This is a genomic window from Myroides profundi, from assembly GCF_000833025.1.
In the GTDB taxonomy this organism is placed as follows: Bacteria; Bacteroidota; Bacteroidia; order Flavobacteriales; family Flavobacteriaceae; genus Flavobacterium; species Flavobacterium profundi_A.
Genome location: NZ_CP010817.1, coordinates 2,395,219 through 2,412,375, shown reverse-complemented (window position 1 = coordinate 2,412,375; position 17,157 = coordinate 2,395,219). Strand labels below are relative to the sequence as shown.

12 protein-coding genes and 4 pseudogenes are annotated in these 17,157 nt (G+C 29.4%); 10 read left to right on the top strand and 6 right to left on the bottom strand.

All coding sequences use genetic code 11. The features are described from left to right. Positions 1–158 precede the first annotated feature (158 nt). The 6 genes from MPR_RS10615 to MPR_RS10590 all read left to right on the top strand — a co-directional run bounded on the left by MPR_RS10615 (position 159) and on the right by MPR_RS10590 (position 6,748). Positions 159–584 carry a plasmid mobilization protein gene (locus MPR_RS10615; RefSeq protein WP_041892411.1) on the top strand — a complete coding sequence of 142 codons (426 nt, stop codon included), beginning with the start codon at positions 159–161 and terminating at the stop codon, positions 582–584. Beyond that, positions 574–1,866, top strand: coding sequence for a relaxase/mobilization nuclease domain-containing protein (locus MPR_RS10610; RefSeq protein ID WP_041892408.1), 1,293 nt, complete (start codon positions 574–576; stop codon positions 1,864–1,866). The genes MPR_RS10615 and MPR_RS10610 overlap by 11 nt, the downstream gene beginning before the upstream one ends. Continuing rightward, positions 1,867–2,181, top strand: a complete 315-nt coding sequence (locus MPR_RS10605; protein ID WP_235280434.1) for a hypothetical protein — start codon at positions 1,867–1,869, stop codon at positions 2,179–2,181. 864 nt (positions 2,182–3,045) lie between these two features. Then, positions 3,046–3,339, top strand: a complete 294-nt coding sequence (locus MPR_RS10600; RefSeq protein ID WP_006258064.1) for a helix-turn-helix domain-containing protein — start codon at positions 3,046–3,048, stop codon at positions 3,337–3,339. A gap of 102 nt (positions 3,340–3,441) precedes the next feature. After that, complete coding sequence (locus MPR_RS10595; protein ID WP_041892406.1) at positions 3,442–4,731, top strand: DUF3945 domain-containing protein; 1,290 nt, start codon at positions 3,442–3,444, stop codon at positions 4,729–4,731. Position 4,732: 1 nt separating this feature from the next. Next, positions 4,733–6,748 carry a DNA topoisomerase gene (locus tag MPR_RS10590; protein WP_041892402.1) on the top strand — a complete coding sequence of 672 codons (2,016 nt, stop codon included), beginning with the start codon at positions 4,733–4,735 and terminating at the stop codon, positions 6,746–6,748. A gap of 61 nt (positions 6,749–6,809) precedes the next feature. Here the strand turns inward: MPR_RS10590 and mobC are convergent. From mobC to MPR_RS18320, 5 genes and pseudogenes are all read right to left on the bottom strand, one after another. Beyond that, positions 6,810–8,723: pseudogene (mobC, locus tag MPR_RS10585) on the bottom strand (conjugal transfer protein MobC); the annotation flags it as partial. Between the two features lie 617 nt (positions 8,724–9,340). Beyond that, positions 9,341–9,916, bottom strand: coding sequence for a hypothetical protein (locus MPR_RS10575; RefSeq protein ID WP_041892399.1), 576 nt, complete (start codon positions 9,914–9,916; stop codon positions 9,341–9,343). A 100-nt stretch (positions 9,917–10,016) separates the two neighbouring features. Beyond that, a complete protein-coding gene (locus tag MPR_RS10570; protein ID WP_041892396.1) occupies positions 10,017–10,847 on the bottom strand; it encodes an IS5 family transposase in 831 nt (276 codons plus the stop codon). A 189-nt stretch (positions 10,848–11,036) separates the two neighbouring features. Then, a complete protein-coding gene (locus MPR_RS10565; protein WP_302848118.1) occupies positions 11,037–11,465 on the bottom strand; it encodes a transposase in 429 nt (142 codons plus the stop codon). Positions 11,466–11,603: 138 nt separating this feature from the next. Further along, positions 11,604–11,879: pseudogene (locus tag MPR_RS18320) on the bottom strand (YWFCY domain-containing protein). 194 nt (positions 11,880–12,073) lie between these two features. On the opposite strand from MPR_RS18320, the pseudogene tnpA reads away from it, so the two are divergent. The 3 genes and pseudogenes from tnpA to MPR_RS10550 all read left to right on the top strand — a co-directional run bounded on the left by tnpA (position 12,074) and on the right by MPR_RS10550 (position 14,339). Next, positions 12,074–12,526 (top strand): annotated as a pseudogene (gene tnpA / locus MPR_RS10560) (IS200/IS605 family transposase). Next, positions 12,499–13,050, top strand: a complete 552-nt coding sequence (locus MPR_RS19060; protein WP_432416614.1) for a DUF6904 family protein — start codon at positions 12,499–12,501, stop codon at positions 13,048–13,050. Before tnpA ends, MPR_RS19060 begins: the two are co-directional and overlap by 28 nt. 404 nt (positions 13,051–13,454) lie before the next feature. Next, complete coding sequence (locus MPR_RS10550) at positions 13,455–14,339, top strand: IS4 family transposase (RefSeq protein ID WP_235280431.1); 885 nt, start codon at positions 13,455–13,457, stop codon at positions 14,337–14,339. Positions 14,340–14,468: 129 nt separating this feature from the next. Here MPR_RS10550 and MPR_RS10545 read toward each other — a convergent pair. After that, positions 14,469–15,383, bottom strand: a pseudogene (locus tag MPR_RS10545) (IS1595 family transposase). 455 nt (positions 15,384–15,838) lie between these two features. On the opposite strand from MPR_RS10545, the gene MPR_RS18170 reads away from it, so the two are divergent. Further along, positions 15,839–17,110, top strand: a complete 1,272-nt coding sequence (locus tag MPR_RS18170; protein WP_052472717.1) for a DUF5040 domain-containing protein — start codon at positions 15,839–15,841, stop codon at positions 17,108–17,110. Positions 17,111–17,157 lie beyond the last annotated feature (47 nt).

Sequence of the window (17,157 nt, the reverse complement as noted above, 5' to 3'; positions counted from 1 at the left end):
CCCTGTTTTTTCTTTTATATGTGTGCTTAACTTTTAAAAATTCTAATGACCTAAAATACAAACAATCGTCAATCTAAGCCTAATTACGCCCATAAATACCATAATGCTTTAACCGTTAGTTTTTATTATTAGTTTGCTTGTATCTAATATTTATAGTCATGGAAAAAAACACTAATAATAAAATAATAGAGAAGAAAAAGACGGTATGGCACAGACATACTTTTTATTTAACTAATCAGCAACAAAAAGAGTTTAGTAGATTGCTTTTAAAATATAATATTAGTAATAAAACTAAATTTATTGCTTCTTGTATTTTAAATGAGTCTACTAAAGTTGTATTAGTGGATCAGGCCTCATTTGAATATCATGCAAGTCTTACAGGTTTAATTAATCATTTTAAAGCTTTTGGTATAAATTATAATACCCTTGTAAATAGACCTGACTTACCTTTAGATTCACAACCAATTTTAAAAGATATTGAAAAGACAACTTTAGAGTTTTCAAAAGTTTGCCAAGAGATTATAAAACTTACTTTAGAATTTGAGAGTAAGGTCTTACAGAAAATTAGGGATTATGGTAGTTAGAATAGTAAAGAGTAAAGATATTATAAAGGCTTTGGTTTATAATCAAAATAAACTAGATAATATGTGTGCTTGTATATTAGGAGTTAATAAAATAGCACTTCCTTTATATGAAATTCAGAATCCTAGCAGGTATTTCTATAGTTATTTTGAACCCTATTTACTCAACAATATTAAAACTGTCACTCCTATTAGACATACATCACTTAATCCCAACCCAGTGGATAAATTAGATGATCTAATGCTTTTAAAGATAGCCAAGGCTTATATGAAAAAAATAGGATATAGCGAGCAGCCCTATATTATCTATAAACACTTTGATCTTAAAAGAATACACCTTCATATTGTATCTATATCGATAAATAGAAATGGATATCTAATTAATTGTGATTTTGATTTTTTAGTTGCTCAAAATGCTTGTAAGGAAATAATTAAAGAGTTTCAATTAACAGATTATGATAAAAGATATAAAAAAAAGAATGATTTAGATCTTAAGGTGGTAGATCATAGAGAGTCAAATCTAACCCAGCAAATAGATAGCGTTGTTAGTAGTTTACCTAAGTACTATAGTTTTGAGGATTTAAAGAGTTATAACGCTATTTTACAACTCTTTAAAGTAAAAGCTTTACGAGGAAAGGTCTTATCTGATGATAAGTCTGAGCCTGTTATGTATTGCGCTTTAGATCATAACAATAAAACAGTTAGTAATATAGTAAGCTCAAGTAAACTTTCTTTAAAAGTAGATATAGGCTTTTTAGAAAAACACTTTAAAAAGTCTATTAAAGCTAAGGACTTAAATATTGATAACAAGGTTAGTGATCAAATAAGATCATATCTTTCTCAAAGTAAAGATTACAAGCACTTTAAAAAACTACTCACTAATCAAGGAATTAATCTAGTTGCTGATAATAAAGATAAAAGCAAGTTCTATTTTGTTAGTCATAAATATAGACGAGTTTTTTCTTTTTCTCATATTGATAGACAGCTGTCTAATAAATTATATAACGATCCTTTTTTTAATACCCTTTTAAACAACTCTAAAAAGGAACAAGATCCTATTGAGAGACTTGTAAAACATAGATTTATTGAGTTAAATAAAGAGTTTGATAGCTTAAAGGTTCATCCTTGTTTTGAGTTTGTGGATAATTATTACAACTCTTATAATAAAGCAGAGTTTGTTAGTTTTTTTAATTTTCTATTTACTGGCCCAGTAGATGATTTAGATCAGAAACAGTTTATGAATCTTAAAAAGAAAAAACGCAAAAAGAAAAGACATACTCTTTAAATGAGTGAAATACTTTATATAGGTATGTATGTAAGAGAAGTATTTAAAAAAAGGGGTGATTATTTAAAATTTAAAGATATGATAAGTAAGTTTTTAGATTTTTATTTTTCAATTAAAAGTTTTGTTTCTTTTCTTTTAAGCGGTAAGTCTAAAGACAATAATACTGTATTAACTACTGATATTATTGGTAAAAGCACAACTAAAATAAATTACAAAAAGCTAAACAAAGCTAAAAAATCTTCAGAGAGTCTAACGGATTTACTAGATAAAAAACAAGATGACTCTTTTAAAGAAATAGCAAAAAGACTTAAATAGTTATGGTTTGGTTTTTATTTAGAAAAGAATAGTAGTATTGTTTTAACATCCAATTATAAAAACAAGTATTTCGTATCTTTTTTATTTCTCGTCTTGTGTGTTTTTTGATTTGAAAAAAAAGATAAATCCAATAATTAGATTAAGTAAACTGATAAATATTTCTTTGTTTAACTCATCAAAGTTATCAGTTCTATTATTATAACAATACACTAGATTAATTAATATAAACAGTGATGCAGTTATAAGTAAATAACTTATAAAACGTAGTTTATTTTTCATTTTTTTCCTTATTTATTTGATTAAGATACACGTCCCCAAAATAGTATTTGCTTGTTAATGTGTTTTTTTTACAGCGTTTTAATAGTGTTTAATTTTTTATTATAAATTATGTAAAAAGTTTTTATTTAAAATAAAAATTAAATAATCTAATGTAGTTGTAAATTTTATAATAAAAAAACATTTTTATAAGTGTTTTTTTGACTTGTTTTTTTCAGCTAAAAATTACTTGAAGATTAATACTTTTTAATTTTTTTTTGCTCTTTTTATAGCTTTACAGGTTATATGCTAGTTTATTTTTAAAAAGTATAGTGATAAATAGTACGCTTTTTAATTATCTGTAAATCAGATGCCAATTGGCTTTATAGTTCAGAAAAAATTCGTATATAAGAATTCGTTATCTATCTTTTTACTTTTATCCTTTAAAGTCTTATTGTATCTAGCCTTGTGGTTAGTTAGTTTTAAAATTCTTATCGGTTTTATAAGAATTTCTGCTTTTTTTCATGCCAATTGGCTTTACACCTTTTTTAAGCTTTTGAATTTTGTATGGTTAGCTAACAAGAATATTAACTATTAAAAATTTAAATCATGAATGTTACTCGTTTAGAATTCATCTCCTGGATGGAACGACTCTCTACAAAACTTGATGCTTTAAGTGAGCATATTGCCAAGGTTCAACTCCAAACTTTAAATATCGATGGAGAAGAACTTTTAGATAATCAAGATGTTTTACAGATTTTAAAGATAAGTTCTCGCTCGCTTCAAAGATATAGATCTGATAAAAAGCTTCCTTATTACAGATTAAAAGGTAAGATATATTATAAGCTTTCTGATGTGCAGCAGTTCATACGAGACAGCTTTGCTGTTCCGGTAAGAGAGTAATAAAACGACTCTAAAGGTCAAATACATACTTTTTTGTGCCAAAAATAAGTACAAGACGGTCTAGGAGATACTTTTAGGTATTAATCAATTAACCTATTAATTATGGAAGTAAAAAAAAGCAGTGAATCAAAGCATGATATCTTACTTGTTAGTGATTCAAAGGATAACAAAATTAAAGCCGTACAGGGCTTAAGTGAAAATGGTAATCTTAAAAGTGCACAAATTAATAAGAATAATTTAAACTCATTTTTAAGATTAGATAAAAACGGGGATTTCTTTTCTAATTTTTTCACCAATTTCTTTTCTCAATTAAAAGACCCCACTAGGTTTAGTTTTTTTAAGGTTCCAGAGAATTTAGCCATTAGTTTGTCCAAACAGATGCAAGGTGAGTTAGACTTGAAAAACACTTTAAATCATCAGCTGTATCTATCCCATCAAGTAGATCCGAAGCAAATGATTCAAAGTATTGAAAATAGTACCAATAAGGATATAACTTCCTGTAAAGAATATAATCCATATAAATACAATATCGATCATATAAACTGGGAATCACTAAGTCAGATAGGACTCTCAAAAGAGAAACTCGAAGAGATGGATCTTTTAGAACCTTTATTAAAAGGATATAAAACAAAAGATTTAGTTCAGGTTAATCTTAATTTGGGATCTGCTGAGTTTTCATTAGATGCGCGTCTTGGACTTAAACATGCCCCTAACGGAGAGGTTGTAATGACTCTTGAGGGAGTAAAAAAGTACCCAAATTTAAATGTACCTTTTCAAGGACATGAGTTTACCAGGCAGGATAAACACAATCTTTTAAAGACAGGTAATATGGGAAGGGTAGTGGAGCTTTTAGATCCTGAGACTAACTCTTATATCCCATCGGTTGTAAGCGTGGATAGATTAACCAATAATATAATGGTTACTAGTGTTGAGAAAATGCAAATCCCAACACATATAAAAGGGGTTGATCTTTCGGATAATCAATTAAGTGAGCTAAGACAAGGAAAAGCAGTTCTGGTTAAGGATATGAGTTCAAGTAAAGGAAATCCTTTTGATGCTCATATTCAGTACAATGCCTCTAAAGAGCATATTGAGTTTTTGTTTGATAATACAAATAAAAATAAGAAAATCTCAAATCCTGAAGACTTAAAGATCTTTAGAGGAAAGACCTTAGATGATAATCAGTATAAAGAGCTCTTAGAGGGCAAGACTGTGGCCATTGATGGACTTATTGATAAAAGAGGTAAGCCTTATAAGGGGTTTATAAACTATGATAAAATAAACAATAGAACTAATTTTTCTTTCACAGATCCTAGTAACCCTAAGACCATAGAGAGTCAAACGCAGAATAATAAAGAGACTCAAAACAGAAAAAAAGGCTTAAAAATTTAATATGGAACTTATTATAACACAATCAGCAAGCGTGGCTAGAATTCTAGCCACGCTTTTTAATGCAAACAATAGGCATTTTGATTATTATAGCTCACAGACTCATTTGGTTGTGTGGATAGATGATTGCATGGTAGATTTAAAGCCTTTAAAATTTAAACTAGATAATGACTCTTTTGGGGCTAAAGACTTTTTAGACTATAAATTAAAACTTGTAAAAAGGACCAATAAAAAAACTCCTTGTGTTGTTCAAAGTAAAAAAGTGCAGTTAATAAAGGAGCTCATCCTTAAATCTGAATCTATTGTTATAGCCACAGAGCCAAGTCAGACCCAAAGAAGAAAGTTTGAGTATTTCAAAGAATTTTTTAATATCACCTTGCCTTGTAAAACCCTATGGCTTTATAGTTTAGAGAAATCCTTTTTAAAAAATCACTTATATTTAGATAATACTACTTCTTGTTTTAAAACTTATTACAACAGGGATCTTGTCTTTAAGATTGTTCAAAATAGGTTAAGTAGGTATTATTACAATCAAACAGGAACAAAAATTAAATTAGGTCTTATTAAAACTGCTCTTATCGCTTTGTTTTCTAAGAAACACCTAAAGAGTGAGGCTAGTAAAACTAAAACTCGTTATAGAGTAAATGTCGAGCTTAGTTTTAAGGAGAAACTATTTTGCTGCTTTTTTGAAAAAAAGTATAAAAAATTAAAACAAGCTGAAGATTTAGCTGGTTTACTTAATAAAGATTCAAGGGTAGAGATAGGTGAAAAAAACATACAAACTCTAAAGCAAAAGCAATTACTTTTATATGATTTTATAAGTCTTATAGTATGCGTTAATAAGTTATATGGGTTTTCTTTTAGCAAAACAAAACAGGCCTTGCTTAGTCTTTACAGACAAAGATTTATTAGTTATCCACTTACTTTAAATAATTATCTGCCTAGTTGGTATAAATCAAGTATACCAAGATTATTAAACGCCTTAAGAGATTATCCCTTGTTTAAAAAAGAGCTGTTAACTTTAAAGCTAGCTAGGCTTAATTATAAGGATGTGATAGTAGATAGCGATTTAAAAACTTACGGAATTATACCTACTTTAAAGATTCCAACTTGTTTAAATACGTGTGAAAAAGTAATCTATCAGCTGATAGTAAAAAGAACAATAGATTGTTTTACCCCTAAAGAAGATATAAAAAAAGTTAGTTTAAATCTCTTTGTAGATGGCGCAAGATTTGATCTACCCTTAGAGATTTACAAGGGAGAGTTCTTAAAGGATAATTTGATAAACCAAGTTGATACTCTAGAGCAGCTTAATGGTATGAAAGTCTTTAAAATAGAATCTGTAAATATTACAACACACACAAAAAAGCAGAATGCTTTGCTTAGTATAGAAGGTTTGTTTAAAAAACTAAAAAAAGATTTTATTAAAACCTTACATGAAAACGCAATTGCGCATATGCATTTTTGTTATTTTACAGATCTTTTTTTGGGTCTTAGTTTAACCCTTGATCATTTAATAAAACAAGAGTATTTGTATATAGACAATAAAAAGCTTGTTTGTACAAACAAGGCTCTTGATCATTATTTTAAAACAAAAGATTTACCTGTTTCTAGCTTTGCTTATTTATTTGATTTTGAGGTTTTATTTTTCAAGGCAAATCAAGCAGAGATAAACAAGCAGATGTTTTATAAAATTAGTTGTGAAAAGCTTAAGGAGTTAAGCCAAAGCATCTCTTATTTAAAAGAGTCAAAAGAGCCTTTAAAAGGATCTTGTCCTATGTGTTTAGGTAGTAAATTTGAGCTCAGCTATCAAAGGCTTGTTTGTTTAAATAAAACTTGTAATTGGACTATACCTAGATTAGTTTTTGGAGTACATCTATCTAAGCAAGAACTTGAAGAATTACTGGAACTTAAAAAAACAAGTAAAGTATTTGTCTTTAAAGCGAGAGATAACATTTGTTTTAAAGCGTATTTGTTTTTAGATAAAAACGCAAGGCTTATGTTTGATACAGTAAAATAGTATTTAAACTAGAAGATAGAGATAGTTTGTTTTAAAACACCTATCTCTATCTTTGTTTAATTTATTTATTGTTATTAAGTAAGTGTACTAAATCTGGATCATTTTCAATGCGTTTAATTTCATTTTTAACCAACAGCTCAACGTCTTTTTTTATTTGATTGTAATTATCTGTAATAGCCCTATCTAGGTGATCATTGCCTTTGTAGTCTGTAAAAGAGGTAAGAGTTGGTATTTTTTTATAATTTATTTCTTGATTTTTTATCCTATCAGAATCTATTAGTATTTGTGCGTGGAAAAACTTCTGCTTTATTTTTTGGAAAAAATCATCAGATACAGCCCCAACAAACATCCCTTGACTTAAAGACGATATTTTAGAAGCAGGGATAAGCATATCGAGCTGAGTGGAAAAAGAGGTAGATCTATCTTGTCTAGTAATAGATATGCTTTGGCGTTTTTGAAGTATTTTTCCAAAACGCTCAGATAAGCTCTTGGCTGTATCTCCAACTACTTGACCAGAGAAGATGTTACCCACCGTGTTTTGAATAACTTTACTCTCTTTATCTCCATAGTCTCTTACTAGTTGAGAGAAATCCTGAAATCCTAAACACACCGCTACTTTATTGCTTCTAGCTGTTGCAATTAAATTATCAAGGCCTCTGAAGTAAATAGTGGGTAGCTCATCTATTATAACGCTACTTTTTAGTTGATCTTTTTTGTTTATCAGCTTTACAATGCGGGAGTTGTAAAGACCAAGTGCGGCGGAGTATATGCTTTGACGATTAGGATCATTACCAACACAGAGAATCTTGGGCTCACTGGGATTGTTAATATCAAGAGAAAAATCATCTCCACTCATAACCCAATATAGGGATGGAGAAATCATACGAGACAGTGGAATTTTTGCCGATGCAATTTGCCCTTGAAGCTGATCTTGAGCTCCTCCTTCCCAGGCGTCCATAAAAGGAGATAAATAGTTCTCTAAGGAGTCGTACGAGGTTAAAATAGTAAAAACATCTTTGTAGGGTTTGTTAAGTAGCTCAATAGCATGAGGAAAGGTGCAGTGTTTACCGTTTTTGTAAATCTTTAAAAACCATATAATAGCCGCTAGAAGGATAATTGGCGATTCTACAAAAAAATCACCTTGTTTTTGTATCCAAGATCGGTTAAGATTAAGCATAATGGTGTAAGCAGATTCATATGCGTCGGAGATATCTGTTATAAACCTAGGGTTTATTGGGTTACATCTGTGGCTTTTTCTTAGATTATCAAAGTTTATAACATAAAACTTAGGCGTTATTTTGTATTTATGGGAATGTAAAAGAAGATGGTTATAGGCAATAGTTGAAAGATCATCGTATTTAAAATCATAGATATACATGGCAAAGCCTTTTTCTATTTGCTGCTTGATAAAACTGTTTATAACCGCATAGGTCTTACCCGAACCTGGAGTCCCTAGAACAATTGTAGCTCTAAAGGGATTAACTACATTAATCCATCCATTATGCCATTTTTTTCGGTAGTAAAATTTAGTTGGAAGATTAACCGAATACGGGTTTTGCAAAAGTCGAGTCTCTTGATAAAAACTTTCATTCTCTAAATTAAAAACATCTTCTAAAAGCTCTTGATTTATAAGTCTACTTAAATATGCTCCACAGACAAGAAGTAGTATATACCCGATTGATAAAGTTGTGATGTATAGGATATTTGCAATAAGTAAGTTTATTTTTAAAAGAAAAAAGTTTAAAAAGAAAAGTCCAGCTCCCATTAGAAATAAAATTATTATTTTCTTAAGGGTGATTTTTTGATTTTTTACCCCTTTGTTTCCCAAAAGACTTAAAGCTAGAAGTAAAATAGAAAATATCTTAGTATAGAGTGGATGTGCAAATAAACTTGCTTTAGCGTTAAATCCTAAAAGGATTTTATCAATCACAGGGTGGGTTAGCCCAACGCGTATAAATAAGGAGTAACAGAACCAATTAAAAATATAGGTTATTGTTTTTCTTATATATTACTGGTTATTATAGGTTTTGTTTGTCCTTAAGAGGCAGGCTTCATTTTTTTAATAAGATGAGCTTTGTTGTTATTTTTGGGAAAAAACTATTTTTATCTTGTAAAAAATAAAAGACTATGTTTTATATTAAACCAACTAAAAATGCTATAGGTTTTCAGCTTTGGGGAAGTCGTGAAGATTTAAGTGAGTTTGTATGACTCTTTTTCTATTTTCTTTAATGATCAAATCTATGATTCGGAATTAGAATTTGATTCTTGTGATAAAATTATAAGTGGGGTTTTATATAAGATTAGAAAAGTATTTAATGATAGTAGATTAAAACGAAACTCGGGGCATTTAAGTGATAGTGAGTCTGTTTAATGTATCTCCGTTTATTGACATAATGCTATTTTTGTAGTCTACTAAGCCATTTTTAAATAGTTTTAAATAAAAAAAATAGATAGAATAGGAGTGTTTTTTGATTGAATATACACCAGGAGAGTTGTAAGAGAAAATGATATAATCATTAAGAGTTAACCCAAAGCTAACTCTTAATGAATTATAAAATAAATCTCAGTCTTTTATATGCTTTATCCTATGGGTTAAACTCGTTTGTTTTTATTGATTTCATCTTGAAGCTGTCTTCTGATTTTTTGTTCTCGCTCTAAGGATGATCTTTTATATTCTTCAAGTTCACTTTCTGCTTCGATTTGTTTTCTACAGGCATCCTTTGTGTTGGTAAAACTTTTCTTGAATTGGTTAAATAAGATACCTAAAACCAATAGGAGTATTAAAATAATAGACCAAACTATTGTTTTAAAAGTACTTTTATGGGTACTGATACCTATAAAGTCAAGATTATTTTCTTTATCAATTGCAATTGTTAGGTTTTCTTGAAGAACTTGTAATTGATTGGATAAAGAATCTATAGATTTTTTTTGTTCTATAAGAGAATTCTTATTCTCTCGTATAGTAGTTTGTAGGTTGTTTATCGAATCCTTTACATTTTGTTGTACTTGTTGTAATTTATTTTTCTCTACTACCTTGTAATTTTGCCAATTATTTGATTGGCTAATTAGTGTATTAAATTGGTGTTCTATTGTATTTGTATCGCTTTGTGAGTAGCTTGATAAGGTAAATGTTAGTAAGGTGGCAGATAAAATAATGGCTTTTTTCATTAATTAAATTTTTGAATAAGATTTGTCTATAGGCATATATAAAGATTGAATGATTTATTTAAATTAAACGTAAAGATATTTAGAAAAGTATATATTGAAGTCATCTTGACTTTTTAGTTTTGTAAAACTTTTTTAGTCCTATAACGATAAAAGCGATGAAATTCCACGCCATCCAGCTAGAAAGTGTGGTGTCGAATCTATTGAGTAAAGAACGAAAACTATCTAACCAAGCATTGGTTCTTTCAATAGCATATCTTTCTTTGTATAGTTGTTCATCAAAATAGCCATCTTCACTATCTTGCCCATTTCGTTTATTAGGATAGATGTTAGCTATTATTTCTTTATCACTCATTGTTTTTCTAAGTTTCTGAGAATCAAAACCAACATCAGCATTAATAAATAATCCTGAGAGAGATATTTCAGCATTAGTTAGTTGACTAGTTATATCTTCAAAATAGATTTCTATATCAAATAAATCATTGTGATTTCCTGCTATCGGTTCTGACATAGCTAATGGTAAACCTTGACGATCTGTAAAATATAAAGAATTAGTCGTTTTACGTTTTTTTCTTCCTTGATAAGCTACTTGTTCTCCTCCTCTTAAAGCTGTAGTATGACTTCCATCAAAATCTGCACTTGACAAATCAATAAGAGACTTATTCTTTTTTAATAATTCAGCCCAACAAGATTGCCATACACCTACTTTACACCAATTACGAAAATGACCAAATACTGTTTTATGACTTAATACTTGGTTACTAAACAAAGCTTGAACTGGTAAATAACTCCACTGAATACCTGTTTTTAGTTTGTATAATATAGCATTAACTATCTCATAAAGCGGGGCTTTTGATTTAAATCCTCTTTTTGGTAGCGGTAAGTGAGGTACTATATCTAATTCTATACTATCTTTGTGGAGTACTTGGTACACGGGGTTGTAGATTTTGTTTGTTTAGCCACACAAAGTTCTATAACCCTTCTTTATTTTACAAAAGTCAAGACGACTTCATTGACCCATTAGTGTCCGTTAAAACTTATTATCAAGGGATTATTTTATAATAATATATTGATAATGAGCTTTATATTGTTTTTATCTCATAGTTAGCCTATAAATAGGCTGTCAAAATAAAGAAAGTTGTTTTATCTCTTGATCTTCAATAATCCAATCTTGCTCAGGATTTTCTAAGAAATGTAATAGTTTAATGTAGTTAAACAGATGAATCTTACAAAAACTCACCAAGTTTGAGAAAGCCCAACTCCTTTTAAGCTTCTTCTTAATCACAGATATGAGTAAATTTACTATCAAAACACAGTATATCTGTATTTTAATAGCATTCTGATTATCTTCTAAAGAGTACTTTAAAGGAAAATTTTGTTTAAGCTGTTTAGAGACAAGTTCTATTTGCCACCTTAGTTTGTATAGGACAGCTATCATATCCGACTTTATTTGGAAAAGATTAGTTATGAACTCGAATTTCCTCTTGTTCTCTCTATCATAAAACTTCACCTTGCGCAGTTTAAGCTTCGTTGTACTGTTGTTTTCTTTAATAAGCTTATTTATATAAGCTCCAGAAACAAGAAGCAGTATGTATCCTATAGATAAACTACTAATGTATAGACTAGCTGCTAGAGATGAGTTTAGAAAGAAAAGTGATGCTCCAATACAAAATAGAATAATTATTTTCTTTTAGGTGATTTTTTGATGTTTAACTCCTTTGTTTCCCAAAAGACTCAGTCCTAGAAGTAAAATAGAAAATAGCTTCGTGTAGATAGGATAGACAAATAAACTTGCTTTAGCGTTAAATCCTAAAAGGATTTTATCAATTACAGGGTGGGTTAGCTTAAGGCATATAAATAAAGAGTAACAGAATCAGTATATGTGCAGAAGTAGTATAATAATACTAACGGCTCTTAAAAAAGATAAAATCTTTGAAAGGGCTCTTAAATCATCTTCGCTTTGCATAATTTTATATCTTTAAAAATATAGGTTGTTGCTTCTTTTTTATCTTCTTGACTCTTAATGGGTTTGTTTGTCCTTAAAAGACTTGGTTTATTTTTAATCTAAAGAATTCCCCGAGGCTTGCCTCGGGGTCAGAAGGAAAAGTTTGAAAAACGGATGGTTTTTCAAAACACTTTGAAAAAGTGTAACTTAGTTCTATGGATGATGAACATATTTATAAGAGTCATAATAAGACGTTACTATTGTATCATATAGTATTTCCTATGAAATATAGGGGTAAGGTACTTACAGATGAGTCAGGTCTTAGTTTAGTGAAAGTTTGTTAGGAAATATCAGAGAGATATGAGATAGCTTTTTTGGAGATAGGTTATGAATCAGACCATGTTCATTTTTTGATACAGAGTGTGCTAAGTTTGTCATTAAGTCAAATAGTACATACTATAAAGAGTATAACAGCTCGTGAAATGTTCTGTATTCACCCAGAAATAAAGCAATTATTATGGAGAGGTAATTTATGGACAAGTGGTTTTTATGCAAATACAGTAGGCTTATATGGGAACAAAGAAGTAATACGAAAGTATGTAGAAAGTCAAGGTAAATCAGATAAAGATTATCAGAAAGTATATTCTGGTCAACTTACTCTGTTCTAACAATACCTCGTGGGCTTGCCCCGAGGTATTTTATTGATAGTAGATTAAAACGAAACTCGGGGCATTTAAGTGGTAGTGAATCTGTTTATTATGAATGTTGTATATCGTGGGTTCAAGGGATATTTTTTATTCAGGCTATAAGATATAAGCAAAACCTTATACCAATTAATAAACTAATACTATCGCATTTGTTAGAGTTTGAATATTGGATGGAAAAAACAATGTATGAATTTGATTCAAAAACAGCTTTTGAATTAAAAGATTTTATAACAGGTAGAATCGACACTTCAAATGATTGCTTGTATATCTATATGAGAAAAATTAACCTAGAATACTTTTTGTTAAATGGTGGTAAAAAGGCTTTTAAAACCTTGCCTGGTCTGTTAGAGAAAGCTTGTTATGGAACCTTAGGTTATAATCTTTACAGAAAAGAATTAGAGCGTGACGCCAAGAGATTAAATACAAACGCAAGAAGATTAGAGCTTAACGATGATGATTTTGACTATGAGAATGTAAAGTGGTAAATGTTTTTTCTTTTAGATAAATATGTAGGAAAAAGAGAAAGTCAACAATTTTGTTTTTTTGAAAGGAATCTTCTTAGTACACGACAAAAGTATTAATTAGTTGATTTTAAGATAAATAAAGGACGGGGTAATTTGTAAAAAAGGCTGATATTCAGTGTATTAAAGAATTATTTCTCACGTAATGCCTTTAAAAACGAACAACAGCCTAGAGTACAAAAATACAGAACTTCTAACAACTATAGAAGCTAATTTTAAAGGAAAATTAGGGTTAGCTAGGATCCGACTTATTTGTTTATTTATCATTGCTCTATGCAAAGTAAAGTCCGTGAATTTTTCTAAAGTATCAACTGGATTTGACAACTGTGCAACAACTAGTAGTAACTATAGACGTATTTTAGCGTTTTATGTCTTGTGTCGATTTGAAGTTGGAATGGGTTTCAAGACTTATTTTTGCACTTATTCCTACTGAGGAATCTTATGTCCTTGTGATGGATCGCACCAATTGGAAGTTTGCAAAACAAGATATAAACATCTTAATGTTAGGTATTAGTTATAAGAATATGTGTTTTCCAATACTATTTAAAATGCTAGATAAACGTGGTAATTCAAATACAAATGAGCGAAAAGAACTCATTAATACTTTTATTTATTGGTTTGGCAAAGATTGTATTGATTGTGTCTTAGCGGATAGAGAATTTGTTGGAGAGGATTGGATTAGCTATCTAAATGATAAGCAGATTAAATATTACATTCGTATTCGAAATAACTTTAAGGTTTACTTGACCAGTAAACAGAAAGAAATAACAGCTTCTCATCTTTTTAATAACTTAAAACCTGGTCAAACAAGACAGTATCACAAGATTGTTAGAATTCATAATCAGCTATGTTATATCTCTAGAACTAAAGTGATCACAGGTAATAAGATAGATTATTGTATTGTCATTGGGTTTAATAAACCAGAGAAAGCTTTAGAGACTTACAAAATAAGGTGGCAGATTGAAACACTATTTAAAGCCTTCAAGTCTAGTGGCTTTAATATAGAAGATACACACTTACAAAAAATAGATAGGCTTGAAAAACTAGTCATGTTAGTGATGATTGCTTTTGTATGGTGCTATAAGATTGGAGACTATATTGACGCTATTAAACCTATCACAATCAAGAATCATGGCAATAGGCTTATTAGTGTATTTAAACTTGGACTTGACTATCTATCAAGATTATTACTTTCTAAAAATGAATACAACCCTTTAAATATCAATTGCTTTGGTTTTTTGTCGTGTACTTAGAGGAATCTTTTAAAGATTATGATAAAAAGGTAGTAGAAACAGAAGCACCTTCAAAAGAAGAAGTGGAAAAGGAAGCAAATTTCCTTGTTATAAGCCAATATGATTAATTAGAAAAATGTATCTCCATTTTTAGTCATAAGCAGTAATATTGGCAATAATAAGCCTATCAAAGAGCTTATCACCAAAGTACCTTCTATTAAGTTTATAAACGAATTCATCTAAGTAGGCTTGAAGATATTTTCGTTTAATTTTATGGTAATTTCTTAGTAGATTTCTTTTGGTATTACTGATAGCTATATGTACCCATTTAAGAGTTTCTTTTGTTGTTTGTTCTGATGATTTTTCAGTGATATGTATCTGAACAAAATCTGAAATATCTACATAAGAAGTACTCTTGCCAGTTAAGACAATACTACTTTCATGAATATTTTTCTTAATCATTTCATTAACACCTTCAGCTTTATGATTTTCTAAAACAACAGCTTTAAAAAAGCGTACATGATTTTGTTTTTCACCTGTTTTTATGTCCTCTAAAACTGTACTTTCTGCCATAATTGCAACATTTTGGACACTTGTAGAGCCACGACCACTTTTTGTTTTAGACTTCTATATTTCAGATACTTCTACTTTAAAATACCCCTGATCCATCTCTAACATTCCTTCTAAAGTATATTTGCTATCTCTATTGCCCATTGCCTTGCGAAGTTTATGAACCATTGCCCATACTGGTTCATATCTTTTTAGTCCTAATTACTTGTAAATTTCTAAAGTAGAAAAGCCTTTTTTAGTTGCTGTCATTAAGAACATTGTTTTATACCATATTAGAAAAGATAGCTTAGAATGTTCCATTATTGTTCCACTTTTTAAAGTCATACGAGAACGACATTTCTTACATTCATAGCTCCATCTACTTTGAATCCAATAGTGGGCGTCATGACCACATCTTTGACAAGTGACTCCTAATTTGTCGCGTTGTTCTTTAAAGTGCAAACGGCATGCTTCTTCACTTGTAAATTCGGCTGAAAAGGTAAATAGATTGGTCATATGATTTCTCTCTTTTAGAATGCAAATATAGCATTATGTCATTAAACGGAGATACATTTAGAAAAAGTCCATAGCCTATGTCCTTCTTATCTCAGAGGATTTAACCTTAAAAAAGTGTTCAAGGGACAGTTTCAATGAGGAGTTAATATCATTTAGAGAAAAATAAGAAATAAGATTTGAAACCAAAGAAATATTTTGATGTTTAAGTCTTACTTAAGTGGAGATGTATTGGTTATAAATATTACAATTTAAAATATATTTTTTGATGTTAAGTGATAATGTGTATTGTGTTTAAAAATAACTTTTAAATTATGTTTAATAACTTTTAAGTGTTATTTGTTTGAATTATATATGTATTTTTATTGTTTTTTGGTGTATTTATAAGAATAGTTTTTGTTGATTAAAAAGTAAACTGATTTGTATATAAATTTGGTATGAAATTTAGATATATTCAAATGAAAACAAAAATCACCTTACTAACTTTTTTTTGTTTTTTATTGTTTAATTGTTCGCCTAATAATGACAGTAAAGAAGAGAAGAAAATCAGTATTGAATTTAAAGAAAATGATAAGCAATTATTCCTAAATGAGAGCTTCAATTTATTAAACGACCTAGTACTCAAAAATGCAGACCCTAATGATATACAGTGGTCTGGGTATAATAATAAGATTATAAAGTTGGTTGCTACTAAGGTAATAGCGATAGCCAAAGGAACTACTGTAATAATAGCTACTTTAAAAAATACAGATTATAAAGCAATACTCAATATCTCTGTTGATGATATCAAAATGTCCTTTATACAAGATGAATTAGAGTTAGGTATAAAGAAAAGTTTTGATCTGAATGATTATTTGGTGAGTAGTAATGTAGATGAAGAAGATATTATTTGGAAGAGTGAGAATACTAAAGTAGCTACTGTAAAGAAAGGAATTGTTACAGCTAAAGAAGAAGGGGAAGCGAATATCATTACTCAAGTAAAAGGTAAAAAGACAAAAGGAGTTATAAAGGTTAAGGTGTCAGCTGAAGGAGATATAGAGAGAACATCTTCACTTATGATTGGAGCATCATTTGCTTCACCTGAGAATAGTTGGTATAAAAATGCCTATAATAGATTAAGAAGTTATCATGTAAACTACGCTGATGGAGGCGGAGTAGGAATGAATAATTATGTAAATAAAATCTATAGAGGAGAATTATACACAAAAGAAACACTAGATAAATTTAATCATTTGGTTATTTATATTTCTCATAATTTGAATGTATATAATCAGAAGGGAGTTAGGGAATCATATTTGGATTATGAGCCTATTAACGGAAATCAATATAATAGCACTCAGAATTGGGATTATTGTCTTAAAAAGTATTCAGCTGATTGCGAGGCACAAAAGAATAATCCCAATAGTAAATATTATGGAACAAAAAGAGGTAAACCTGTTAGTGTAATTGTTTTTACACATTGGCACGATGGTAGGGAAATATATAATGAAAGTATAAGAAAACTTCGTAGTAAATGGGATTTTACACTAATTGAATTAGATAAAAACATTGGTTTTACTAAAAAGAAAATAAATCCAAATACCAAACGCCAAGTATCTTTAGATTATGCTGTTGATACAGAGGTTATAGATGGAGAGACTTTTGGATGGCATCCCAAGCGAACAGGTAAAGAGTTATATGTACAAGATAAAACGGAAGAGATGTTTTATAATACTATTTCTAAGTTATAGAATGTGAAATGAAGTAAAGTAAACGCTATATGCATGATGATGTATAT